Raw genomic sequence first — 26,643 nt, forward strand, 5'->3', positions numbered from 1 at the left:
CTGAGAACTTTTCTTCTCATGGTTTTCCATGATATTTGGGGCAAATGAGGGGGAAATTTTAACAAATGTGGCCTGATTGGAGGCCCAGTGCTAAATATTAATTACAGCCACCAATCTCCGCTTTGAATACAGTACCACTTTCTGCTCTAAAGCCAGGTTTTAGTTCCACCGATTTATTTGATCTAAACAAAACATTAGAGCTACCTGTAATTGCATTTTGTCCTGTGATTGTAAAATTACTCTTTACAGGAAACGTCACTGAGTTTAAAGGACTTGAATTATTTAAAGTAACGGCTGTGGTTGAAATGGCTATCTGCCTATTGCCTGTATTTACTTCTGCACAGGCGCCACTTTTTACCACCGCTCGATAATAAGTCGTAGTATTGATATTGGTTACATTTAAACTGGTAGAAGTATTGTTTATATCCACTGGTGAGGTAAAGGCAGAACTTGAGCTCGATTGCCATTTCAATACATTCCCAACTTTGCCGCTTAGATTAATCGTATTGTTGTTTATACCCGCACAGAAAATACCGTTTACTGACGATAACGTACCTGAGACAGTTGTTGGACTGACCGTAAAGCTTGTTGCAATAGAATTTGCAGAAGCACAACTACTATTTTGCACAACAGCTCTAAAATATCTATCAGCAGTCATGTTGCCTACATTGATTGTTGCAGTTGTGAGGTTAATGTCTAATGGCGAGGCAAAATCTGGTGTTGAGCTTTGTTGCCATTTTAAGATATTGCCTGTTTGGCCACTAAGGGTAATTGGTATAGGTGTAGTTGAGCCTGTGCATACAGTTGTGCCACCTGTTACGGTGCCCCCTTTACTTGCGGCGATAATATTGAAACTAAATAATGGGATAGCCAAACCAACAACTTTTGGATTTGTAGAAACCACACGCACTTTATAGTTTGTTCCAACAGTATTTGTGGGTAATATACTTGTGATTGGACTTGATAGTCCTGTCCCAAGATTTTGATTTCTTGTAAAATCGCCATTTGCATCGCTCAATTCTACTCTAAAAGTATTTTCTATATCGTAGATGCCTGATGCTGTGAATGGGACCGAAATATTTGTGCCTGCACAATATGAGCTACTTGATAATGGATTTGTTGAAAGAGAGCCTTCAAAAAAGCATTTTTGCGAAAACATATCTCCTCTTGCGAATGAAACTGTAAATATTCTTGAGCCTTCAACTGTTATTCCCATACCATATTCATCGCCAAGAGGAATGTTCGTTTCACTTGTATTTTGTCTGCTCCATAAATAATTTCCATCAAGATTATATTTTGCAAAATAGGCAGCGTATTGGTAAAATTCGGGATATAATGAAGTTGGTACCGTTAAAATATTGGAACCATAGTTTGATGGGGTATTAAAATTGACGCCATCAATGATAAAGCTACCCACTGTGTAAATTGATAAACCATCATCTGAAAAAGTAATATCATTGATAGTTCCTCCTGACCTTTTACCCCATTGAAGCGTACCACTTGAATTATATTTTGCGATATATCCTTCATCTATCTGTAAACCAGAGCCCCAAGGACTACTAAAACTAACAGTATTGGAATTTTGAGAAAAACTCATATCTTCACAATATCGACCAGCCACATAAACTGAATTATCTTTAGCTATCACTGATGTACCCCAAGTTTCACAATTATCACCAAACCTTCTTGACCAACTATAATCACCTGTTGTAGTAAACTTTACTAAATAACCACTGTATATGCCTGAGTAGAAATTTGGCATACTATTGGTGGCGGTATTGTAAGGGGTATTAAAATTTAGTAGTGAAGAACGAGAGGTTCCGACAACATAGATGGAATTATTATCAATAGCGATGGAACCTGCATAATCTTCGTCGGTACCGCCCGCACGTTTTATCCACTGAGTCGAGCCGTTTGCTTTATCAAACTTTGCTACAAACATATCAGCATTATCACCACCTGGTGCAGATAAGGTATTGCTACTATATGATGAGGGTGTATTAAAATTTGCGGGCGCACTTGTAATTACACCTGTTAGGTAAATACCATCATTTAGACCTGCTAATCCCGAACCCCAATCCCAGCCACTACCGCCAAATCTTTTAACCCAATTTACAGCCCCATTTGTGCTATATTTTGCGATAAATCCGTCCCTATTTCCAGCAGAAGTAAGTTCGGCAATACCTGAACTTGAAAAAGGGCTAAAATTCATAGTGCCTTCAAAATTACCAGTAATATATATGGCACCATCAAAGAATAGTATATCAATGCAAAGTTCGTTACCTGTACCGCCAGCTCGCCTTGCCCATAATACTTCGCCATCTTTATTGTATTTGACCAAATAAGCATCACCATTTACAGCAGTTAAAGTAGTATTTCCAAATGTAATAGTGCCATTGAAATGTCCCACTTCATAAAAATTGTCGAAATGGTCTGAAGTACATTTTCTTGCTTCGTTAGGTGCTATTTCGGTTGCATCGTCATTTCGTTTTACGGCTTCCCAAATTTTATGGGTTTGAGCAGATGCACTAAAAGTTAATAAAATGAATAAAATTATTATTACTATTTTTTTCATAATTTTAAAATTTACGCTTTTTTACTTATTTTGCACATTTGTCATTGTTAAAGATTTTACTTCATTTGATGGAATAATTGATACTTGACGACTCTTTTTTTCGTAGAAAAAGAAAAAATCCTTGGTTTTCCCTAAATAGATTTTGTCTCTGTTGGTTTCGACTGAAATAGTATCTGAAAGTATTATTTTATAAGAATTGGGAGAAGTTTCTGTTTTATTCCAGTCATATCTTCCAATAAAAAATGAGAAACTTAATATAGTAATAGTAGATGCCACTATGACAGGATTGTATTTATCTTTATGAGAATTTTTCTTTGCGAAGTAGTCAAAAAAAGTAGCCCAAATAAGTGAATGAAATACGATTAAAGCCATTTTGTCAAATTCAAACCAAATAGAATTAAATATGACGAAAATAGTAATTAAAAAACTAACATTACGCCACCACTTATTTTTATTTAATTTTGAAAAAAAGCTATTACCTTCTTTTATTTTTTCATCTATGTTATCATTTTCAATGGATTTATGTGACCAAAAAACAATCCACAATGTTATTATTACTATTAACAATAGAACCAATGCTAAATAACCAGAAACAAACCCTGCAATTTTGAATAAAGGCTCAATAACATATAGCGCAATTTCAGATGTAGTTAGGTAATCAAAAATGGGAATATTCCAATGGCTATAATAGGTTATTAATCTAATGCACGAACAAACAACCAATAATGGAATTATTACTGCTATAGTTTCCGAGATTTTTTTTGTTGTAGATTCCATTGTTTCAGTTGATTTTACTACCAAATACCATCTACTTTTATTGCTTCATCAGCCCCAGGCCATTTAGGCATAGTGGATATTATTATACAAAGTGGTTCACTTCCAATATTTTTAAATTGAAAGCTACAGCCAACAGGAATAGAAAAACAATCGCCACAAGTAAAATCTTTGACCTTTGTTTCTTCATTATTTTCCTGCCAAATTGATCCAGAACCCGATAGGCAATACCACACCTCATCAACAGTTTTATGTTTTACAGCTGATGAAGTCATGCCGACAGGTAAAGTACAATGACACAAACCTCCTTTTTCCAAGGTTGGTAATAGCCTAATTTCTGAACCATCGGGGGCCAAATAATCATATTTCTTTTGGAGTGTCTTGAATTCAAAGAGATTATTCATATTTTGAGAATTTTATTAATTCAAAGATAAATTGAGGGATGAACATCATCAGAATTGTAACAAGGCTTGCTAATTACACACAACCTATTTGTATCAGATGTTTTACTGATTTTATGGTGAATACCCTTACCAATCATCATTAATTCATTAGGCAGTAAGGTAGTTTTCAGTCTGATTCCCCCTACTGGTTCATACGTTTCAACTTCAATTTCTCCATCAATCACCAAATAAATCTCATCGAAATCCTGATGAAAATGTGCGTCTGTTGCTCGTATGTCTGGAAAAATCACCAAATCGGGCTGATATTCTTCTCCCGATAAAATTTGAAAAAACTCTCCACAAAACGGAGATGTTTTTCTGGTGAATGAATCTATTTTTTTTATGAGTATCAATTTGCTTATTATTTAATCTTCACCTTTGTTGCCTTTTCCCAAAGATTGATGATAGTGAGGATGTTATTTGCACCAGGAGGAACAACATTACCTGCAACAATTATATTATTTTGCACGAATTGACCATCAAAATTGTCATATTCAATGTTTCTAAGCAGTTCAGCCATTGGACTTGCTAACTCTAAAAATTCACGTGTATTGGGGTGTGGGCTTATACCAACTTTTGCCCCAATTTTTATCAATCTATCTGCCGAAGTTTGACCTTCAGCCCCTAAATCGCTCACCACAGGCGAGTCCCACATGATTGCATGATGAAACCATGCCATCATGATGACTGAGCTAAATTCTTCACGAGTGAGTGTAGCATTTGGGTATTCATTATTAAATTGCCCAGGGCTGGTAATCCCCCGTCTTGCTAGAAGAATATCTCTCAAATCACCTATCGTTCTATTAATACTATTTATGTCTGTTGTATTGGCACTAACATTATTGTTTCGGTTGATATAGCCTTGCCAAATCTCAGTTAATAATTTGCTAAAAAGTGTTACAAATTCACGGTTGTTGATGTTAGAGCGTTGGTATTGAAATACTGGATTGGCAGGATTATTAATATCTCCATGTGATAAATCCATCCCAAACAAGCGATAATAAGCATTTCGCCGAACAGCTTCCTCACGGTCTCTGAGACGACTTACAGTATTTCTGAAAGAACTCGCCGAAGGATCCCTGAAAAATAATGCTTCTGAATTGCGTACCCAGTTTTGTAATAGTGGGTTAGGACGATTTGCTAATGTTAAAACCTCAGAATTGACATAGTGCGAAAGTACCTTCTCGAATATCTGAAGTATGCGAGTGTTTTCAATTAGAAATGAGTAAATTAGATGAAATGGATAATCAAATGGTGGATTATCTAAATTATCATTTTTTGGTATTTGCCAATCTCTGAAAGTTATTGTAAATGCTCTATCTATCAGTATTGGGTCATTTAGAGTAAAAAAATCAATTTGGGCCTCAAGTCCTATTCTAGCTGGATTTTGTCTATTATCGTTGTAATTCTCATCTTCTAATTCATCAAGATCTGCTGGTGTGTAGAGAATAGGAACATTATTTATATTGAATAGATTTCCTAAACCATTTACCCCACCTGGGTTCTGTCTATTATTATCATTATTTGGATTTTGAGCATTAAAAGCTCTTGCTATTTGTGAAAATAATTGCATCGTATTGTTTGTTTAAAATTATTCTAAAAATTTTTACTTATTCGTGTAGTTTTTCTTCTATTATCCACTAAAACTTCTCGATTATTTATAGTGAGTTCAACAACAATTTCTTCAAAAGTTTTTTCTTTTAGTATCAACTTACGCGTTAATATTTTGAATGCATCAACATCAGAAACTAACTCTCTAATGATTTGAAGTTGTTCTGATTGTACATTTTTTGATTCTACTCTATCAAAAAACTCACCCATTGCTTTTATTTCCGTTTCTTCTAAATTACCTTTATATGTTACGGCAATATCTGTTCTCTCTGGAGGCGTTAATAAAGTACTATCAATGTTTGTTACATCAACTTCTGTGACAGGAATTTTTGTGATTTTTTCGGCAGGTGTTGAAATAAATGCACCAGCTTTATGAACTGTCTTTTCCATTCTATTATTAGTTTTAATTGTATCTAAAATTATTCCCTATTCTGTTCATCCATTGCTCTTGCTGTTTATAGATAGCTGATAATGAATGTGTTTGTGTTGCAATCTTGTAGCCAGTTAGAGCCAAGATTCGTAAGCTTTCGTCTGTCCACTGTGGAGAGAAGTATAAGCCATCTCCAGCTCTCATTTCAAGTTTTAGCAAAGCATTGGGACTAGCTCTTTGTGGGTCTATCAAATCTACAATTGCCTGGCTTTTAAATGCTTGCTGCCTTGAGAGGAGTGTTAGCTTGGCAATTTTTCTAAGCAAGGGCAAGGTCTCGTTTATGATCTTAATGGAGGAAAACGGGTATTTTTTTGTATCGTAACTTGCCTTCCAAGCGTTTTCCATGTCATTCCACGCACCGTAATCAAAGCAAAGTTTACACATTTCGATGTTGAGTAAAACCCTAAGGTAGCTTATTGGATGCGGAGTGCTTGGGTTATAACTAAACACAAACAAATCATTTCCTGAGAGTACATCGTGTAAAGAAGCAACTGCTGCATACCCCGTATGTACAAAAGCAAAAGCATCTGCCGCTATTTCTGATGCCCAGGCAGCACAAACTTCTGCAACCAAAACCGAATCAAGTTTAAGCCCCTCATAAAGTGTCTTAGCTAATTCGTCATTCCAATTTAAAATATGAGCCACCTGATGCCCCGTTTCATGAATAATAGCGGTTGGTCTAAACAAATTATGCTGGGTCACTTTAACCACGGCAACAGGGCTGATGGTACCACCATCCCAAAGTCTTAAACCTGCTTTTAGAATTGAAGCTCCTAAACCATTATCAACATACGTCAGTACTGGTGGTGCTTCCATTCCTAATTGATTCAATAAAACATTCATACTTTTCAAGCATAGCATATCGCAAGCCCTGAGTAATGATGAAATGTTTTCAGAGGTTCGGCTATTAATAGCATCTGTAAAGAAATGCAGTGTTGTTTCAGTTCTCAGATATTGCTCCCTGAATGAAAGAATTGACACTTTTATCTGTTCCAAATCCTCAGAATCATCTCTTTGTGCCATCAATCGTTCTATCTGATATCCCTTCACTCTCAGCAAATCCACCGATTTCAACAAGTTATTCTTCAATTTTAGACCCAAGGAGTATTCTATTCCTTGCCAAGCCGATGCCGATGCCAAGTTTTCAAGAACAGCTAATTTCTCAGTTGCTTGTTGCCAGTGAGTCAATTGTCGGCTCAGTTGTTGTTTGATATTTTGATTATAAGTCTCTACCATCTCAATCAAATTGTTTGTTGGGTACAATCTTGATTTCTGGAATTAAATTGGAGATGCTCGGTAAAGATATTAAGTCCTTTATGTCGCCCAGAGATACGTTTTTCCCTTCTCTCAATATTTTTAACATAGCCCTAAGTTTGGCCATAAAAGGTATTTTTGTAAATATTATTTTGACAGTAACTCCATTTTTTGATGCTCTTTGGGCAGTTATAAATTCCTGTCGGCGGGCTTTAAAATAATTTTCGACAGCTTTGAATAGATAATCTGCAAATTTTGAAATCAATTCTTCTATCGCTTTTTTCAGTGCGGCCATCGCCATAGCTCCTATAGGTGCAAGTTGCTCTTCTCTTGGGTTTTCCATTTCATTGAGGAACATTTCGGGATAAGCCTCATGAATGATTTTTATTTTATCCCCAATATTTCTCAGCAAAATCCGTGATAAAACCTCGCTAAAGGACTTACGAATCGTTTGGGCTAAAGAAATGACATCCCCTTGATTGAGTTTTTCTGCTATTTGTTGGGCTTCGACTTGCCCGAAATAATAGTTAAAACTAATCTCAGATTTTAGAAAATTTAAAACGGCTTGAATGTCCGATTGCCCTAAAGGAGCAGGAGGTGTGGCGGGAGTAACTGTTGGCTTTGAACCAGATGTCGGTATTGTAATTACTTTGCTTCCTGGAATTTCAAAATAATAAAAACGTTGCCCAACTGCTATCTGATTGTGGTTATTAAGAAATTTAATTGGTACTGGTTTTGCCAAACAAGGTTCTTGAACCAATACCGCCGATGCCAATTTAGTAAGTGGATGTATTTGAATCCACCCAGCTTTATGAGCTGTACCTAATCCATAAACTCCTTTTTCTCCTAAACTTATTTTACTCAGCCAAGTACCAGGAATAGCCTCATAGATGTGCATTTTAGCTTTTACTGGGGCTTTTTTTAAATCAATGCCCATTGTTTGATTTAAAAAACTTGCTATTGTTCGACCCCCAAAAGTGTTTATGCAAGAGAGTTTTTGGTAATCTAAAGTTACATCATAAACCTTTGACAGCTTTTTGTATTGTTTTCTGCCACTAAGAGGTAGCATTTGCCAAGCAGTATTTGAGTTAGAAACCTCCCTAAGTTCTTGTTTGATATTATAATCAGGAAAATTGGCGGCGGCTGATGATTCAAAATTCTCCTTAACACAGTTTTCTATCGTTTCGAAATCTGAGACATAATCTTCTGGCATTGTTGCCAACTGATTCAGAGAGTTTTGCAGCGTTTCTTGGACTGTATTGGCAATAGCTTCATAACCAAGATTATTTTGGTCGGCAGTTTCAAGCCCAATGAGACCCATCCCAACATCTACCATGGAGCGAGAAAGTAATTTTGCTGGGCCTTTACCAACAAACTGACTAATGAGTTTTGCCACCAAACCCGCCAAAAAATTTACAACTTTGTCTCGCCCAATTACTTTAATTCCAATTTTAACGGCGGGTAAAATAGCCATCAATGCGGGTAGAAAATTCTGAATTGCAGGTTCGGCACTTTCTCCGTCATTCAAATTTTGAAGTTCCTGTATAAATTTTTGACGTGCGTTATCAAGTGTAACGAGTGCATTTTCTTGTTGGCTCTGTTTTTCTATTTCAGCTTCAAAATCTACTTCATAACTTAACTCTCCATTACCCAAAGCGGTATTTACTACCTCATCTACAAACCAGTTTTGAATTTCATTTATCTCATTATGTGCAGGAACAAATAATGACGATGGAGGGTTTTCGTTGTCCGCAACTGTCATTACCTCAAATTTGGTAAGTTTGTCAGCTAACTTATTGGCAATAGGTCTAACCGCTGCTGGAAGTTTATTGATAGCAGTTTTAATCACTCTTTTGATGAGCGGCCTTACGAGTTTTTTTAATTTATTAAAAAGAATGGTGGTAGGCATTAAGCTTCCCACTTTCTTAATTGCTTTTTTTGCAAAGTTTACTACTTTTCCAAAAAACTGTTGAATAGGAGGAGATGCTGGGTCTGTTTCACCCTCCCAAGTAAATCTGTCTAAGAATTGTTCGAGTTCTGTATTGCTTCTATTTAAATAATCTCCTTGCTGTAATTCATTACTCATTCTGTCAAAAATCTCTTCCACTTGAGCAATATGAGGAAGATAATAACTAAAAGCCTCTAATTCTAATTGGTTTTGGTATTGAGGCATTTCAGAAGCAATATTGCTACCAAATCGCTCTTGAACTTCATTCATCAATTCATAAAGTAATTCATTGAATTGGTGATTATGTAATTCGGCTCTAAGTTCAACGAACCGCTCGGTTTTCGGGTCAATGGATTGCCCAGCTTCAGATTGATAAGTGGTTGAAAAAGGCCCTTCATAAATGTAGTTATTAGTAAGAGGAGAATCAAAACGCTCTTTAAATTCCAATATTACTGAATCACTATTAGTATTCATCTCATTTACAAGAAATGGGCTTTCTAGTTCAAAATTTCTATCATTATCTTTCATTATTATATATTTTTTAAGTTATTAATTCAATGAGTTAAATCAGCAAAAATAGTCGATACTTTAAGAATTTATAAATCTAAAAATGATTAATACGTATCCTCCGTTCCACCTCTACTAAGGAGGTGGCTTTTATGCACCCGCACAAATTCTTCGGGTAAGAGTGAATCATTTCCTTATTTATTTTTCACCCAAACAACAACCCTACGACTGCTACTAAAACCGCCACGATCGACAGCACAATCACCAAGTACCATTTCCATCGTTGTTGTTTGGATTTCATATTTCAAAGGTCGGGATAATTGGAAGGCGGGACATCCCTTAATTAGGGTAAATCGAATACGTAGAAATACGTGTTTTTATCCCTTCACCTCATCCTAAAAAGGAATCTCTATGCTTATGGTTGTACCTCCACCCACCACCGATTTTATATCAAGCTTACCATTGAGCAATTGAGTACGGGTATGGAGATTAGATAACCCATTGCCAGTAGCAGAAATAACAGATGTATCAAATCCACGGCCATCGTCGATGTAATGAAGCGTCAAACTGTGGGCATTTTGGCTCAATTTGAGTATTATTTGATTGGCTTGGGCGTGCTTGAGCGCATTCTGAAAGAGTTCCTGTACTATTCGATACAAATTTACCTGCATTTCCTCGGGCAGGTTTTCAGGAAAATTGTCCGATTCTATAGCTACCTGTACTTTACCCGTTTGATTGATGATGATAGCCAATTCTTGAACGGCCTTGAGCAAGCCCAGCCGCTCCAAACTCCGTGGACTCATGGCATGAATCAACTGTCGCAGGTCATCAATTGATTCATTAAGAAGGTACTCGGTCTTCGCTTTAATAGGCAGCGAGGCAGGGTCATTGAGAAGTCCAAGCACCATTTTCATCGCTGATAAATTGGCTCCCAAGCCATCGTGCAGGTCTTGCCCAAAACGCATCCGCTCTGCTTCCTGAGTCTGCACCATCACGGCCAGTTCCCTCCGCTGCTGCTGCACTATGCCATATAGCCGATAACGATAAAATCCATAAATTCCCACTAGTAGGAGTAAAAGCATCGCAGCTCTAAAACCAATGGTTTCCCATAACTGCGGCGCTATTTCAATCTGCAACGCCGTAGGCACAGGATTCCAAACCCCGTCACTGTTGGCGGCTTTCACTTCAAAAGTGAATTTTCCTGCGGGTACTTGCACAAATTGCGCCGTGGTTTGTTGATGGACCTGACTCCATCTATTGTCAAGCCCTTTGAGACGGTATTGGTACGTGTTTTGGCCATTACTTACATAATCTAGGGCCGCATATTCTATCGAAAATGAGTTTTGGTCGGCTTTTAACGCAAGCTCGGTTTGCTTATCCAAATAAATAGTCGTTGATTTTTCATTGGCAAAACTCATTTTCCAACACCTCACTTCGGGGTAGTATTGATTGAGTGCAATCTCGTTAGGATCAAAATAATTAAACCCATTGGCTCCGCCAAAATACATCATTCCCGTCGATGTACTTACATACGCATTTCGATTGTATTCATTTCCTTGCAGCCCATCCGTCGGTTTGAAGTGCAAAAACTTGTCTTGTTGACTATCAAATCGCAAAATACCTCGATTGGTACTCATCCAAAAATACCCTTTTTTGTCCATCAATAGACCATACACGTGCGAGTTGGCCATGCCATCACGTTCATCATATTTCCGCCACTGATAGTTTTTTCCAATATCTACTTTGACTAATCCATCCGCACAGCCTAACCACCAACGCCCTGATTGCTCCAGCAACGATAATACGTGGGTTTGGGGAAAAAGATGGCGTTCTTCTTCCCAATTGCCATTGATTAATTTTCCAACATGTACGCCCTTATTTTCAACACTCACCATCACTTTTCCTCCTTGCAATCGAACAGCAAACTCAATCGTCTGTTTCTCGAAGGCACGTATTTCCTGAAAGTTATGTTTTTGTTTATCAAACAGATACACTCCCGATTCGGTCGCTATTAATAATTGGTTTTCGGACGCACTATCAATGTGTTTGATAAAATTGGCATTGAGCGCCCTATCGTTACGGTGCAGGATATTGGTAAATGTTTGAAAACGATTCTTACTTTTATCAAACCCAACCAAACCTTTGCCTGTCCCTAACCAAATAGTATGTTGCTCATCTCGATGAAAACACCAAATGGTTTCCGAAGGCAGTGTCGGCAGATATACATTTTTCTCTATTTTATCTGTACTAGGATTATAGACGTATAATCCATGAACGGTAGTTCCAACCCATATTTTTTGGTCATGCTCCACCAAACATCGAATCGAGTTGCTTTCCAGCGCACGGTGCGAGTTATAATTGACAGTCAAAAAGTTCTTTCCCTTGGGGATAAGTTTTAGTAACCCAATCGGCTCAATATGCACCCAGACGATTCCGTCGCCAAGCGTAAATAGAAAATAAGCGGGGGTTAGCGGTGGAACGGAAGGAGGATGGTATTTGACTTCCTGAAAATACGCTGTTTGAGGGTTAAATCGGAGTAAACCCGCCGATTGTGTCGCTATCCAAAGCATCCCATCGGGGGTTTGGATGATATTATGTACATCGTCCAAACGGCAACCGTTGGCTTCTAAAAACACTTTATACTGCTGATTGTGGGGATTAAACCGAATCAGTCCATTTTGTGTTCCAAACCACAACATCCCCGATTGATCCATCACTACCTCAATAAAAGTAGTAGGTTTGCCAACCTCATTGCGCGAATCATCGCTAAAATAATAACGTGCCTGACGCGAAAGCGTGTCAAAACATACCACACCGCTGTTGGCTTTTAGCCAGAGTTGCCCCTGCTTATCAAAGAAGAGATCGTGTTGATTGACAAAGTGAGTAATCGAAAAAGAAAAATCAGTGAATACGGTCGTTTTTGATTTTGAAGCGTGGTTATATTTGATAATTCCCTCTTTTTCTGACCAGTACCACAGCGCTCGATTAGTAGCCAAAAAGGGCATAATGTGTCCCGTCTCATCTTTCCCCTCGGCATTGGTGGCAAAGATTTGCGAAAAAGTGTTGGTGTTACGGTCGTAAAGATTGAGGCAATCTTCCGTCCCTATCCACAACTTGCCGTCGGGGGACTCAACAATACGGTTCACAAAACGCCCTCTAATTGAACCCTTTTGCCCTGTTTTCTGCCTATATACTTCTACCTGCGTACCATCGTAGCGATTGAGGCCGTCTTGGGTACCTATCCAAACATAGCCACGGGTATCTTTGTGCATGGCATATACTGAGCCTTGCGACAAACCCTCTTCGGTACTTAATAAGGTAGCGCGATAATTTTGCGCCTTGACCGAAAAGCTAAGGCAAACCAGCAACCAAACGATTAGACTATTTACGTTCATCTAATTGACTGAATACAAGCTATTTTCGCGAACAAACGCCATCAACTCCCCTACACTGTGTAAGTTGAGTTTGGAATAAATACTTTTGCGATGACTCTCAACCGTATGCTTGCTCAGGTTCATTTCTTGGGCAATCGTCGCTGCGTTTTTTCCTTTTGCCAATGCCTTCAACAGTACCTGTTCGCGGTCGGTAAGGGTTTTGATTGGACTCGGTTTCGATTTGGTCGCGACAAAACGACTACCATTGAGTAAAACGGGCATCAATTCACCACTAATAAAAACGTCCCCCTTACTGACGCTGGCGAGTGCGGCGAGGAGTTCGTCTTTCCCCGCCGTTTTCAGGCAATAGCCAGTTACCCCCAACCCCAACATGGTTTTGACGGTGTCGTAGTCGTTGAGCATAGAGAGTGTCAGAATCTTAACGGATGGATACTGTTGCTTTACTTCAATGGCTACCTCTTTTCCCGATTTCCCTGGCAAATCAATATCCAAAAGCAATACATCTACGGGCTGTTTTTTGAGAAAAGGCATTACCTCATTGCCATTATGAACCACCCCTGCGAGTTTGTAATCGGTTGCATAATCAATAATAAAACGAAGCCCATCCACAAAAAGTCGGTGATCATCAGCGATAAAAAGCATGGCACTAGAATAGGGTTGGTTTCTTAGCAAAGAAAAGGCAAGACCAAAAATCAAACCTCCGTAGTGACGAAAGTGTTTTTAGATTCATTTTGATTTTTGTTCAAGGGTTAAAAAGTCAGTAAGTAGCTCCAAACTATCGCGCTATATCTGTTTGCTGCGAACTTACAAACATCCACTTGCCATTGCGCCGCTGAAAAACATAGGTAGCCGCTACTTGCTTACTGCGCTCGATACCGTCTTTGTCTAAACGCACGGTTTTGTGGATACCCGTAGAAACGGCCAAGTCCCCCGATTGAAAAATCATAGGTTGGAGCATCTCAGTCGAAATAATATTTTGCTTATCCCCTTTCAAAGCCATTTCTTTTGTCACATAGCTACCCTGCACGGTGCTATATCTGAAATCATCAGAAAGACGATTGGCATAAAAGGCTTTTGAATCGGTCTTGTATTCGTTCTCTATTTTTTGCTGCATTTGGGTCGTAAACGTGTTGTCTTCGCCTCCTGTCTGATAGTCAATCTTGGTATGATGTATATCGGTATGTACCCATTGATTGTTTTGCCACTCAAAAGTGTAAGTAAAAGCATCTTTCCAGCTCATTTTTAAGCCGTTCGCAAATACCAAGTCATGCGTTCTGATCCCCGACACTACGCCCAATTTGCCCGATTGCTTCACGCGTACGTCAGAAAAAGAGGAGGTGGACTTGCCCGAAGCAGTTCGTTTTGCTAATTCGAGGGTTTGTTGTTTGTTGAAAATCTCCCCATTACCTCCAAAAAAGCGAACGTTTTCGGGGAGGCTTTGCACCCACTTAATGGGCTCTTTGTCAAAAGTTGTGCTGTTTTCATCAAATGCCTTTTTCAGGTCGGTTTGGGCGTAGATGCTTCCTGTCGTCAGCATGACAAAAGAAAGAGTCGTCAGCATGACAAATGTGAGGGGAAGTAGTAACTTTTTCATTGTAGGAATCATTGGTTTATGGTTTAAGCAATTCAATTGTTTTTGCAAAAATTAGTCTATCAGTCCTTCTTTAAAAGCGAGTTTTATCAACCCCACCACCGATTTCGCTCCCGTCTTTTGCAGCATATTACGACGGTGGGTTTCGATGGTCGGAACGCTCAGTTTCAACTGATTGGCTATCTGCTCGGTAGTTAATTCTTGGCTGATGAGTTGCAATATTTCTATTTCGCGTTTGGTGAGCATGACATCCGTATTGTTTTGATACAAAGGTGTCGCATCTTTCCCAAACCGTTTCTAGTCAGTTACCCTGATTTTAACTCATGGTAAACCCTGATTTTGTTCTCATGGTTTACCATGATATTTGAGTGTTTTTGGGTAAAGCATTTTGAATTGAAGCGTCAAAAAGTGAATTTTAAGAATAAACCTTTGCCCAAAAAATGAAAAAAATTCTGGCGCTGATTGTACTCACAAGCATTCATTTGAGCATTTTAGCTCAAAATGAGGTGTTCCGTATTGACAGTATTCCTTCTGAAGGGATTTTACTAGGTAGAGGCTGGAAATGGCATGCTGGCGATAACCCCGATTTTGCCAAGCCTGATTTTGATGATAGCAAATGGGAAGCAATTGATCCAACGAAGGATGTGATGGCGCTTGATCAAATAAGAAAGCCATCGGTCGTTTGGTTTCGATTACCTCTTGCTCTGCATGACAGCACGCTCTACCAAATGCTGTCCTTGGTGGTGAAACAGACAGGTGCCACTGCCTTTTATTTGAATGGACGTTTGTTAGGAAAATTCGGGAATATATCTCATGTAAAGGCAAATACAATCGGATATGACCCTATGGGGCAAGCAATTGCGCTCCCTCTGGAACTTAACAAATCTAATGTACTGGCAGTTCGTTTCGCATTTCCGGACATTTTTTTAGTCAAAAATTTTTATGCACCTAATTACTGCCTAAAACTAACAATTTGTTCAATTAAAAATAGTCATATAGTTGGTGAACATATAAATCGTCGCTCCATTCGAGCCCATTACTCAGGGATGTTTAAAGCAGGCATTTTCTTTTTATTTACTATTTTACACTTAGGTTTTTTTATACTTTTCCCGAAGCAAAAAGCGAATCTGTATTTTGGAATATATGCTTTTTTGGCATTTCTAATTCTTTTTGTAGATACTCTGACATCAACCTTTGTCTTTGAAGTCAATCTTCGGAATAAAATCGCTATAATCACCTGTTTTCTAAATCCGCTCGTCGAATTATTCATTTTTATTGCAGTCTATTATTTTCTTAGCTTACCCAGAGGCGTTTATTTCAAATTGACTGTGGGTATTTGCTTTTTGTCCATTCCTTTCATACTCAGGCCTTATTTTGAGGGACAAATTATTGGGATTCTGGCTCCTGCTTTAATGTTATCAATAGGCCTTCCTATCATTTGCCATAAAGCTCACAAAAAAGGAATGCAAGGAGCTTATGGAATTTTCCTGACCTCAATCATCTTCTTAATTTTGTACACGACTTATACATTCATGCGAGAGTTTCAGATAAATCTACCCTACCAGTTCTTATGGAATGAACTAACTTTTTCTACTGCCGCTTTAGCCATGCCAGCTACTATTTCTTATTATCTTATGATTGATTTTACCAACAGTAAAAAACAACTAAAAGACAACTTTTATAAATTTCAACAACTTGCCCAAGAAAAAGAAGCTACTCTCCAAAAACAAAACGCCGAGCTTCAAGCTGCCCTCCTCCAAGGCCAAACCATTGAGCGCAAGCGCGTAGCCGCCGACCTGCACGATAGCCTAGGCAGCACCATGTCGTCGCTAATCTATACCGTCAATGCCATTGATACTAATAAGCTCGACGAACAAGAAAAAAACGTTTACCGACATTTAAAACAAATGCTTGATACCGCCTACAACGAAATCAGGCTTCTCTCTCACAACCTCCTGCCCGAAGAATTTGAAAAACAAGGACTTGCCGAAGCTCTCCGATACTTTATCCGAAAAATTAACCAAACCAAAACCATCCAATTTGACCTCTCCATTGACCCAAACTTGGGAAGGCTTTCACCTAAAACAGAATTTGAACTCTACAGCATCTGCCTCGAACTTATCAACAACATCCTGAAACATTCTAAAGCCACCGAAGCCAAAATTGAGCTACTTAAACTTACTCCCACATTGGGGCGCTCCGCCGTTGCGGGCGGTGGGCCGCTAACCTTAATTATTTCCGACAACGGCCGTGGTTTTTTTGACAATGAATCTGACGGAAAAGGTATCAAAAACGTAAAGGCACGCATTGAAAGTCTCAACGGAACTTGGCAACACGATTCAAAACCCAATCAAGGTACTTACTTCACCATTTCCATTCCTGTATGAAATAGCTATTACCCTCTTCTCTATGAAAATAATAATCACCCTTGCTTTATTTATAGTGTGTAGCTCAATTACACGGGCACAATCCGTACAAGATGACTTACAAAAAATCATTGAATTTCGTAAAATGCCTTCTTCTTTTCAAAAAGACACCCTTCTAATAGGTACGCAAATTAACCTTGCTACTACCTACAATCGTCTCCAAAAACTAGACTCTGTTCGCTATTGGCTATGGGAAAGTGAAAAAATGCTTACTAAAACCAAATGGCAGCGTGGATGGGGTTTTTTCTATCGGGCACGCGGTCAATATTATGTTTTTACACTCAAAAAAGATTCTTCAGTCGCCGACTTCATTAAGTCGATAGCTATTTGGGAAAAAGACAAAAACTGGCGGCAAGCGGGCATCGCAAGTGCGCGCCTTGGAAATGCGCTTTTGATGGATTTGCAGTTTGATAAAAGCCTTTTTTACCTTAACCAAGCCCTCAAAACTTTTGAAGAACATAACGATTATTTTAGCCAAGCCAATACGCTCAATTACATGAGTAATGTATATCGTAGTATGAACAATTATGAAAAAGCATTGGAAATACACCGTAGAGTCATGCAGCTCGTGGCAAAGTACAAACTAAACCCGCAACTTATTGAATATAAGCACGTAGCTACTTCTTATTTATTTAACAATATGCTAGATAGCGGGCGTTATTATTTTGCCAAAGCTGGCATTGACATTGACAAAAATCCCGAAAAAATCAATGACAATTTTACCTACAATCGCCTCTCCGAGTTTTTTGACGGGGCTGGAATGCCTGAAAAAGTTGTCAAAATGGCCAACTTGTCGCTACAACTTGCCGAAAAGAATAAATCGGTGGCTTATGCGCGAACTGCCCACGAAATGCTCCATAAAAGCTACCAGAATCTCAAAAATTACGAACAAGCATTGTACCATTACGGCAAGGCACAGCAAATCAACGACTCCCTCGAAAAAGCCGAGGTGAGTCTCAAGCTAACTCAGTTGGAGATGCAATACCAAACTCAGAAAAAAGAGACTCAAATAGAACGTCAACGAGCAGAATTGGCCATTAGTAAACAATCTCTTTTGCTCAATGAATCAAAAATGCGTTTTCTCAACAAAGACCTTTTGCTCCAACAAGCACTCGTAGCCCAGCAAAACGCTGATAAAAAACGAAAAGAAGCTGAGTTTAAAATCGCTAATCAACAGCAAAAAGCGACGATGGAACAACTCACTCAACAAAATGAACTAACTTCCCAGCGCCAAACCCGTAATTTGCTATTGGCTAGTATTGCATTTTTGATGACACTTGCAGGCGTACTCTTTTATCATAACCAGAGTCTTAAAAGAAAAAACAAGGAAATATCAGCATCTGTTTTGAAAGGCCAAACCATTGAGCGCAAGCGCGTAGCCGCCGACCTGCACGATAGCCTAGGCAGCACCATGTCGTCGCTAATCTATACTGTCAATGCCATTGATACCAATAAGCTCGACGAACAAGAAAAAAACGTTTACCGACATTTAAAACAAATGCTTGATACCGCCTACAACGAAATCAGGCTTCTCTCCCACAACCTCCTGCCCGAAGAATTTGAAAAACAAGGGCTTACCGAAGCACTCCGATACTTTGTCCGAAAAATTAACCAAACCAAAACCATTCAATTTGACCTTTCCATTGACCCAAACTTGGGAAGACTTTCGCCCAAAATAGAATTTGAACTCTACAGCATCTGCCTCGAACTTATCAACAACATCCTGAAACATTCTAAAGCCACCGAAGCCAAAATCAACTTATCAAAAGTTACTCCCCCATTGGGGCGTTCCGCCGTTGCGGTTGGGGGGCTGAATCTAATCATTTCCGACAACGGCCGTGGTTTTTTTGACAATGAATCTGACGGAAAAGGAATCAAAAACGTAAAGGCGCGCATTGAAAGTCTCAACGGAACTTGGCACATTCAAAACCTACCTGATGGGGGTATGAGCAGCGAAATCGTCGTACCTATTTAACGACCTACTCCACCAACCCGTGTTTCAAGGCATATTTAGTCAGCCCAATGGCGCTTTTGACATTGAGTTTGTGAAACAAATTTCGACGATGGGTTTCGACAGTTGAAAGGCTGATGTATAGTTTTTCGGCGATTTCGGGGCTTGAAAACTCCATCGCAATGAGCTTGAGCACCTCTATTTCGCGCTCGGTGAGGTTTTGAATGGTCGTAGGCTGGGCATTGTTCCAATCTTCACCAGGCTGTGCCATAAGCTCATCAACAATCACAGGACTAAAATAGCGTTTCCCTTCCATCACTTGTTTAATGGCTCGTTCTAGCTCCTCTGGGTCTGATTTTTTAAGAATATACCCATGTACTCCCGCCCTAATCGCTTCACGAATATGAATCGCCTCTTCGACCATCGTAAGCATTAAAATCCGAATACTAGGATAGTACTGTCTGATTTGAAGCGTCAAGTCCACGCCGCTTAAATAGGGCATGTTAAAATCCAAAACCACCAAGTCTATTGACTCATTAGCCAACATTGACAGTACCTTGCGACTGTTGTCGGTGGTAGCAACAATTTCAACTTCTGGGATTCTTCTAAAAAGTAGTTTTAGACTTTCCAAAATCATTTGGTGATCGTCCACAAGGAGAACTTTTGTCATGTGTCTTACGGTAGGGTTAAGGAAGCACCAAGATAGTGTTTTCCTTCGATAAATATTTCGTTAAAAAATCAAGGACAAAATGTACCTCATGGTTTTCCATGATTTTATCCCAAAAACTCACCTTTCCCTAGGAATATCACCAAATTTTTTGGTAACTATGGACTTATTAGCTTTATCTGCCTTTGGTACACGACTTTGCCCTATGAAACCTTTCATTTTCCTAGTTTTTTTGATGAACCTCTGGGGAGCATTTATTACTGCTGCACTGAGTCAGTCGTCCGAAAATCTCTCTCCAAAAGAGTCGGCTACGGTGAAAGACTATTTTCAAAAAGTGGATGATTTTATGAACGATGACAACTACGATTCGGCCCAATATTGGCTCAATCGCGTCGATTTGTTACTCACCATCAAAAAACCTACTTACTTCACCTACCTTTTTCACAGTCGGCAGTGCGAAATTTATTACTTCAACAACTTGGTCGAAATTGGCATCAAAGAAGCAAACAAAGGCTTAGTCGTGGCAAAATTACTGAACGACCGCAGCCTTTTGGCCGACTCCTACAATTTTTTGGGCCTCTTTTACATCAATTCAGAACAACTCAAAAATGCCGAAAATAGCCTATTAAAAGCCCTAAGCTGTACCTTGGAAGACAACGACCAAGGCAAAGCCGATTACTACAACCTGACGCAGAAATACCACATTTACGGCAACTTAGCGGAGGTTTATATCAACCAACGGCAGTATGGAAAGGCCATTCCGGCCATCGACAGTTCCATGAAACTCGCCCTTCAAAAAGGGAAGGTTCGGCCGTATGCGTTGGGGCAATTTACCAAGGCGGAGTTGTTGCTCAAACAGGGCAACGCCAAAGAAGCCATGCAGTATTACGAACAAGCCCAACGCACTTGCAAACAGGCCAAAGACTTTACCAACCTACGGGACGTGTATTTGGTCACGTTTTCGGGAATTGCCAAATGTCAGCTCCAACTCAATCGCTTGCAGAAAGAGTTGATTTCGACGGGGTTGGATTTTTACCAAAACCAAAAAGACATCAACCGCTATTATTCCTTACTGTTTATCAACGACGCTATTCAGATTTTTAAGCAAACAAAGGATTACAAACTATTAGCCGAATGCCTTGAAATCAAATCAGACATTGAGAATCAAAATGTCAAAGGAAGCCTCAAAAAGCTGGAAACGACTGTCAATGTGAGCCTTCGTAACGAAAAGAAAGTGCTGGAAATGGAGCTTCAAAAAGTAAAAGCTTATCAAGAAAATGAGCGAAATCGCGAACAAAACCTGACCATCATTTTAGGACTTGTGGCCCTCATTGTTGGGATTTTGATATGGACCAACCAAAAATTGATTGCCAAAAACCGTGAGTTGGTGCAGAAGAACCAAGCGATTTCGGCGGCACTTCTCCAAGGGCAAACCACCGAACGAAAACGCATCGCCGCCGATTTGCACGATAGCCTCGGCGGAACCATGTCGGCGCTCAACTGGAGCCTTGAAGCCATCGACATCAAAAAACTTAACCCGCAAGAGCAAGAGGTGTATAAGCACGTCAAAAGAACCATTGCCAATGCCCACGACCAAGTACGGCTTCTTTCGCACAATCTACTCCCCGATGAGTTTGAAAAACAAGGGCTTACGGAAGCGTTACGCTATTTAATTCGTAAAATCAACCAAAACACAACGACTCATTTCAGCCTCGACATTGCCCCACAAATCGGACGGTTTGATAAGCGCGTCGAATTTGAGTTGTACAGCATTTGTCTGGAATTGGTCAATAATATTCTCAAACACTCCAAAGCTACTCATGCCACGATTCAACTTAGTTTAGAAAATCAACAGCTCTCGCTAGTCGTTACTGACAATGGGCTCGGTTTATTTGAAAATACCTCAGATGGAAAAGGGCTAAAAAATATCAAAGACCGCATCGAAAGCCTTAGAGGAACCTGGACGATGAAAAACAATGCCAATGGCGGTGTGTCTTCTCATTTAACCCTCCGCATTTAATATTTTTGCGCCCCACTTCATTTCACTAACCCGTGGCGCATGGCGTATTTCACTACACCTGCGACGCTCTTTACGCTCAATTTTTGCATCAAATTTCGGCGGTGCGTTTCTACCGTTGGCACGCTTATACACAGAATATCCGAAATTTCGTTGGTTGAAAACTCGTTGGCAATCAACTTTATAATTTCTATTTCACGGCTTGTCAGGTGTAGAATCGTGTCGGGGCGGGCATCGTTTAGGTCTTCGGGAGCAGAGGAAGATAGTTCTTCAATCACGGCTTCGCTGTAATATTTCCTGCCCGACATCAAGGTATAAATCGCCTTTTCTAACTCCTCTCGTCCTGATTTTTTTAAAATATAGCCATTTACTCCTGCTTTTATCGCTTCTCGGATGTGCGTGGCATCTTCGGCCATGGTCAAGAGAAGAACCTTTACCGTCGGAAACCGCTCTCGCAAAACAAGGGTCAAGTCAATTCCGCTCAGATGGGGCATGTGTAAGTCCGACACAACGATATCGACTTCGTGTTCTTCGAGAAAACTCATCACATTGCGGCTGTCGGTAAACGTAACCGCAACCGTTATATTTTCAATCGTTCCGAAGAGCATTTTTAGGCTGTCCAAAACGATTTGGTGGTCATCAACAATAACAAGCCGTATAGATGGTTGCATTTTTTCTCAATTTTCTACAAAATAGCGGCCTTCTAACTTTAAAACTACTCATGGTTTTCCATGATTTTTTACAGAAAAACCATGAAAAAAGCCTCTACGGTGAAGCAGAGGCTAAAATTAAGAAAGGGTATGGAAAACTTAAAGTCTTATGCCGTGGGTTCTGTCTCGGCGGTTGGCGCCTGAGCTTTCTTCTCCACAGGTTTGATATTGCTCGATAAATACGAATAAATAGCGGGAATGATGTAGAGCGTCAAAATGGTGGAGAACAAAAGCCCCCCCACAACCGAAATCCCCATCGAGACGCGGCTTTCAGAACCTGCTCCTAAGGCCAAAGCGATGGGTAAAATCCCCAAAATGGCACACAAACTCGTCATTACAATCGGACGAAAACGAGCTACTGCCGCTTCTCTTACCGCTTGTAATTTGTTTATGCCCGACTCTTTCCGCTGGTTGGCAAATTCCACAATCAAAATCCCGTTTTTGGTCACAAGCCCCACCAACGTAATGATTCCAATTTGGCTAAAGATGTTAAGCGTTTGGCCAAAATCCCAGAGCGACAACAACGCGCCACAAACCGCCAAAGGCACCGTTAAAAGGATAATAATCGGGTCAACAAAACTTTCAAATTGCGCCGCCAAGATGAGGTAAATCAACACCAAGGCCAACCCAAAAGCAAACAAAAGACTGGAAGAACTATCCTTAAACTCCCGCGACTGCCCGTCGAGGGCTGTCGTATATGATTCGTCCAACACTCCTTTCGCGATGCGGTCTATTTCATCCAAGGCTTTTCCTAGCGTAACCCCCTTGGCCAAACCTGCAGTAATGGTAGCCGCCGATGATCGGTTGAAACGGAACAACTGAGGCGGCGAACTTTGCTCGGTAAGTTTCACAAAATTATCAAGCTGAATCAACTCTCCTCGGTTACTTTTTACAAACAATGATTTCAAATCCATCAAATCATCACGGTCTGTGCGGTCAATTTGCCCAATGACTTGGTATTGTTTTCCGTTCATCAAGAAATAACCAAATCGGCGACCAGAAAGACCTAGCTGCAACGTTTGAGCAATATCTTGAATCGAAACCCCTAAGTTTTGGGCTTTATCACGGTCAATTTCAAGGCGAATTTCAGGTTTGGTAAACTTCAAGTTTATATCCGTTCCTACAAACATTGGGCTTTCGTTCACCCGTTTCATCAATTCAGGAATCACCGCCCGCAATTTCTCGTAGCTCGTAGCTTGTACAACGTACGACACAGGGAAACTACTTCCTCCCCGTTGCCCCGTTTGAATGGTGGGATCTTGCAACACAAACGATTTTGCCCCCGACAGTTTCGCTACTTTTGATTGTACTGCATCAGCGATTTCCATTTGCGAACGTTGGCGCATCATAGGCTCACTTAATACCACCCGCACGAAACCCGTATTGGTCGCATTGGTTGAGAATCCTGGCGCTGTAATCGTGATTAAGGCATCTCGTTCGTTGTCTTTTACTTCATCTTCCACTACTTTACCAAACATTTTGAGGTAACGATCAGTGAAATCAAAAGTAGCACCCTCTTGCATGGTCAACGACACCCTAAAACCACGGCGATCTTCCATGGGAGCCAATTCGGATGGGATGGCCTCGTATTTGAACAATAAATAGATAATTCCTACAAAACCTACCATCAGCACCCATGCCATCCAACGGATTGTCATAAAAGACGCCAATGACGACTCGTATGCGTTGTTCAACCACAAAAAGAATGGTTCTGTCACGCGGTACAACCAAGGTTGTGAGTGGCTCGATTTTAGCAATTTTGAGCTCAACATCGGCGTCAGGGTCAGCGACACAAAAGCCGAAATAATGACCGAACCAGCTACCACAATCCCAAATTCGCGGAACAAGCGCCCCGTCACCCCTTGCAAAAAGATAATGGGCAAAAACACCGCTGCCAGCGTAACAGTTGTTGATATAATGGCAAAATAAATTTCTTTAGAACCCTCAATCGCAGCTTCTCGCGGTGAAAGCCCTTCTTCGATTTTGGTATAAATGTTTTCCAATACCACAATGGCATCGTCCACCACCAGACCAATCGAAAGTACGATTCCAAGCAGGGTCAATACATTGATAGAAAAGCCCATGATGTACATCAAGAAGAACGTTCCGACCAAGGATACGGGAATCGCCGTCAGGGGAATGATGGTACTACGCCAGTCGCGCAAGAAGATAAAGATAATCAAGGCCACCAGAATAAAGGCGGTGATGATGGTTTCTTCTACTTCCAAAATTGAAAGACGTACCGAGCGGGTATAGTCAAAACCAATTGCCGCCACAATATCAGGTGGTAGGTCTTTTCTAATTTGATCAATGCGCTTATAAACCTCATCCACAATCGCGATTTGGTTGGCACCAGGCTGAGGCACAACGGCCACACCCACCATCGGAACGCCATCGCGGCGCATCAAGGTACGTTCGTTTTCGGGCGCTAATTCGGCCCGACCTACGTCCATGAACTTCACTACGCGGTCAGACTCTTCTTTGACAATGAGGTTATTAAATTCATCAACGGTCGTCAAACGTCCAAGTGTACGAACGGTCAATTCGGTGGTAGCCCCTTCAATCGAACCCGATGGAAGCTCAATGTTTTGGCGCGTCAAGGCGTTCAACACGTCGATGGCCGTCAAACGATACGAAGCCAATTTGAGCGGATCAATCCACAAACGCATGGCGTAGCGTTTTTCTCCCCATATTTGAATCGAACTTACCCCCGAAATGGTCTGTAAACGTTCCTTTACTTGACGTTCTACAATGTCGTTCAAATCCAGCATCGAGCGCTTATCGCTCTTCACGTTCATAAAGAAAATGGGGTTTGAATCCGCATCGGCTTTGGAAACAATCGGCGGGTCAATATCGCGCGGCAATAACCCCAACGAACGAGACACGCGGTCGCGCACGTCGTTGGCTGCCGTCTCCAAGTCCACGCCCAAATCAAACTCCACAGTAATGTTACTTCGCCCGTCGCGGCTGGCCGACGTCAGGGTCTTAATCCCCGAAATTCCGTTGATAGATTCCTCCAACGGTTCGGTGATTTGGGACTCAATAATCTCGGCATTAGCCCCTGTATAATTGGTCATTACGTTGATGACGGGCGGGTCCACGCTCGGGTACTCACGCACGCCAAGGTATGAGAAGCCAATCAACCCAAAAATAATGATGATGAGCGACATCACCACTGCCAATACGGGTCGTTGAATGCTGGTTGTTGATAATGATGCCATGATCGTTTTGTTTTACTTCTTAATATCTACTTCTCCCCCTGCTTTCACTTGCAAGATACCCGAAGTAATGAGGGTATCGCCTGGCATCAAGCCCTTGGTAATTTCGATTGTTTTATCGTTACGAATCCCAATTTCTACCGCAATTGTTTCGGCTTTGTTATTCTTCACAATAAAGACTCGATGCCCACGAAGGTCAGGAATAACGGCTTCGGTAGGAACGATGATGGCATTCGGTTTGGCATTTAGGATGATTTCTACGCGCGCAAATGCTCCAGGCACCAACTTACGCCCAGGATTCGGGCTGGTAGCGCGCAGGGTAAGTGTACGGGTACTTGGGTCAATCTTTGGCTCAACGGCATACACTGTCCCACGGTATTTTTCTTCTCCCCCTTCGGTCGAGAACGTAATACCTGTTCCCTTACGAACACTTGTAGCGTATTTGGCAGGCACCGAGAAATCGAGTTTGGCAGGGTTTACGTTGGTAAGGGTAGCAATGCGGGTGGCATTGTTTACGTAGCTTCCCGAACTGATGTAGCGCAACCCGACCGTGCCATCAAAAGGCGCTTTTATGACTGTTTTCGCAATTTGAGCTTTCAAGTTCTCAATGTCGGCGTTCATACTGTTCAAGTTGGTCAAGCTGATGTCATAATCACGCTGGCTAATGGCCTCTTTTTCCAACAATCGTTTCTGACGCTCTTCGTTTACTTCGGCCAATTTTTTCTGGTATTCCAATTTTTGAAGTTGGGCTTGTAAATCAGCATCATTGATACGAATCAGCACTGTCCCTTTTTGTATGTAATCACCTTCACGGAAGTTGATGGCAGTAATCCGCCCAGCAATTTCGCTGCGAATTTCTACTTCTTCGTTGGCGATGATGGTACCTGTTGAAAGAATTTTTTCTTCAATTCGCTGGTTTCCTACCACCAAAATCTCAACGGGGGCTGGCCCACCTGCTTTTCCAGGAGCTCCACCTTTGGCGCCCGCACCCGCATTTTTTCCTGTTCCCGCTCCTTTTTCCTCTTTTTTGGAGGCATATTCTTTTAAACGAGGGTAAAAGGCTAAACCAGTAATAAGTAGAATAACTAAAATTGTGACAACGGTTTTTACGGGCTTGCTCATTGGT

General features: G+C 40.6%; 19 protein-coding genes. 3 read left to right on the top strand and 16 right to left on the bottom strand.

Annotated features, from left to right (window positions below):
* Positions 1-97 precede the first annotated feature (97 nt).
* The 12 genes from K339_RS0128760 to K339_RS0128820 form a co-directional block, all read right to left on the bottom strand.
* On the bottom strand, positions 98-2,575 hold the full coding sequence (locus K339_RS0128760) for a DUF8696 domain-containing protein (RefSeq protein ID WP_028526691.1): 2,478 nt from the start codon (positions 2,573-2,575) through the stop codon (positions 98-100).
* Between the two features lie 21 nt (positions 2,576-2,596).
* Positions 2,597-3,352, bottom strand: a complete 756-nt coding sequence (locus K339_RS0128765) for a hypothetical protein (protein ID WP_028526692.1) — start codon at positions 3,350-3,352, stop codon at positions 2,597-2,599.
* Between the two features lie 17 nt (positions 3,353-3,369).
* Positions 3,370-3,753, bottom strand: a complete 384-nt coding sequence (locus tag K339_RS0128770) for a cupin domain-containing protein (protein ID WP_028526693.1) — start codon at positions 3,751-3,753, stop codon at positions 3,370-3,372.
* A gap of 20 nt (positions 3,754-3,773) precedes the next feature.
* Positions 3,774-4,145, bottom strand: a complete 372-nt coding sequence (locus K339_RS0128775; RefSeq protein WP_157607777.1) for a cupin domain-containing protein — start codon at positions 4,143-4,145, stop codon at positions 3,774-3,776.
* Positions 4,146-4,153: 8 nt separating this feature from the next.
* Positions 4,154-5,365 carry a hypothetical protein gene (locus K339_RS0128780; protein WP_028526695.1) on the bottom strand — a complete coding sequence of 404 codons (1,212 nt, stop codon included), beginning with the start codon at positions 5,363-5,365 and terminating at the stop codon, positions 4,154-4,156.
* 23 nt (positions 5,366-5,388) lie between these two features.
* Positions 5,389-5,793 (bottom strand): hypothetical protein, encoded by a 405-nt coding sequence (locus K339_RS0128785; protein WP_028526696.1) that lies wholly within the window; start codon positions 5,791-5,793, stop codon positions 5,389-5,391.
* A gap of 13 nt (positions 5,794-5,806) precedes the next feature.
* On the bottom strand, positions 5,807-7,069 hold the full coding sequence (locus tag K339_RS0128790; RefSeq protein ID WP_028526697.1) for a hypothetical protein: 1,263 nt from the start codon (positions 7,067-7,069) through the stop codon (positions 5,807-5,809).
* 1 nt (position 7,070) lies between these two features.
* Positions 7,071-9,563 carry a hypothetical protein gene (locus K339_RS0128795; RefSeq protein ID WP_028526698.1) on the bottom strand — a complete coding sequence of 831 codons (2,493 nt, stop codon included), beginning with the start codon at positions 9,561-9,563 and terminating at the stop codon, positions 7,071-7,073.
* A 374-nt stretch (positions 9,564-9,937) separates the two neighbouring features.
* Positions 9,938-12,937 carry a ligand-binding sensor domain-containing protein gene (locus K339_RS0128805; protein WP_028526699.1) on the bottom strand — a complete coding sequence of 1,000 codons (3,000 nt, stop codon included), beginning with the start codon at positions 12,935-12,937 and terminating at the stop codon, positions 9,938-9,940.
* Positions 12,938-13,579 carry a response regulator gene (locus K339_RS0128810; RefSeq protein ID WP_028526700.1) on the bottom strand — a complete coding sequence of 214 codons (642 nt, stop codon included), beginning with the start codon at positions 13,577-13,579 and terminating at the stop codon, positions 12,938-12,940.
* A gap of 133 nt (positions 13,580-13,712) precedes the next feature.
* Positions 13,713-14,531, bottom strand: coding sequence for a nuclear transport factor 2 family protein (locus K339_RS0128815; RefSeq protein WP_169731912.1), 819 nt, complete (start codon positions 14,529-14,531; stop codon positions 13,713-13,715).
* A 51-nt stretch (positions 14,532-14,582) separates the two neighbouring features.
* Positions 14,583-14,774, bottom strand: a complete 192-nt coding sequence (locus tag K339_RS0128820; RefSeq protein WP_037302188.1) for a response regulator transcription factor — start codon at positions 14,772-14,774, stop codon at positions 14,583-14,585.
* A 194-nt stretch (positions 14,775-14,968) separates the two neighbouring features.
* Here K339_RS0128820 and K339_RS36315 point away from each other — a divergent pair, with 194 nt between their 5' ends.
* Positions 14,969-16,915 (top strand): histidine kinase, encoded by a 1,947-nt coding sequence (locus K339_RS36315; protein ID WP_028526703.1) that lies wholly within the window; start codon positions 14,969-14,971, stop codon positions 16,913-16,915.
* A gap of 22 nt (positions 16,916-16,937) precedes the next feature.
* Positions 16,938-18,929, top strand: coding sequence for a tetratricopeptide repeat-containing sensor histidine kinase (locus tag K339_RS36320; protein WP_028526704.1), 1,992 nt, complete (start codon positions 16,938-16,940; stop codon positions 18,927-18,929).
* Positions 18,930-18,933: 4 nt separating this feature from the next.
* On the opposite strand, the gene K339_RS0128840 is transcribed toward K339_RS36320, so the two are convergent.
* A complete protein-coding gene (locus tag K339_RS0128840; protein WP_028526705.1) occupies positions 18,934-19,575 on the bottom strand; it encodes a response regulator in 642 nt (213 codons plus the stop codon).
* 202 nt (positions 19,576-19,777) lie between these two features.
* Between K339_RS0128840 and K339_RS36325 the strand changes: the two genes are divergently transcribed.
* Entirely contained in the window at positions 19,778-21,592 is a 1,815-nt protein-coding gene (locus K339_RS36325; RefSeq protein WP_051398322.1) for a tetratricopeptide repeat-containing sensor histidine kinase, read from the top strand.
* A 17-nt stretch (positions 21,593-21,609) separates the two neighbouring features.
* Here K339_RS36325 and K339_RS0128850 read toward each other — a convergent pair whose 3' ends face one another.
* From K339_RS0128850 to K339_RS0128860, 3 genes are all read right to left on the bottom strand, one after another.
* On the bottom strand, positions 21,610-22,260 hold the full coding sequence (locus K339_RS0128850; protein WP_037302189.1) for a response regulator: 651 nt from the start codon (positions 22,258-22,260) through the stop codon (positions 21,610-21,612).
* Between the two features lie 146 nt (positions 22,261-22,406).
* On the bottom strand, positions 22,407-25,520 hold the full coding sequence (locus tag K339_RS0128855) for an efflux RND transporter permease subunit (protein WP_028526707.1): 3,114 nt from the start codon (positions 25,518-25,520) through the stop codon (positions 22,407-22,409).
* A gap of 12 nt (positions 25,521-25,532) precedes the next feature.
* Positions 25,533-26,639 carry an efflux RND transporter periplasmic adaptor subunit gene (locus K339_RS0128860; protein ID WP_028526708.1) on the bottom strand — a complete coding sequence of 369 codons (1,107 nt, stop codon included), beginning with the start codon at positions 26,637-26,639 and terminating at the stop codon, positions 25,533-25,535.
* Between the last annotated feature and the right edge of the window lie 4 nt (positions 26,640-26,643).

The organism is Runella limosa DSM 17973 (assembly GCF_000482465.1).
Taxonomy (GTDB): Bacteria; Bacteroidota; Bacteroidia; order Cytophagales; family Spirosomataceae; genus Runella; species Runella limosa.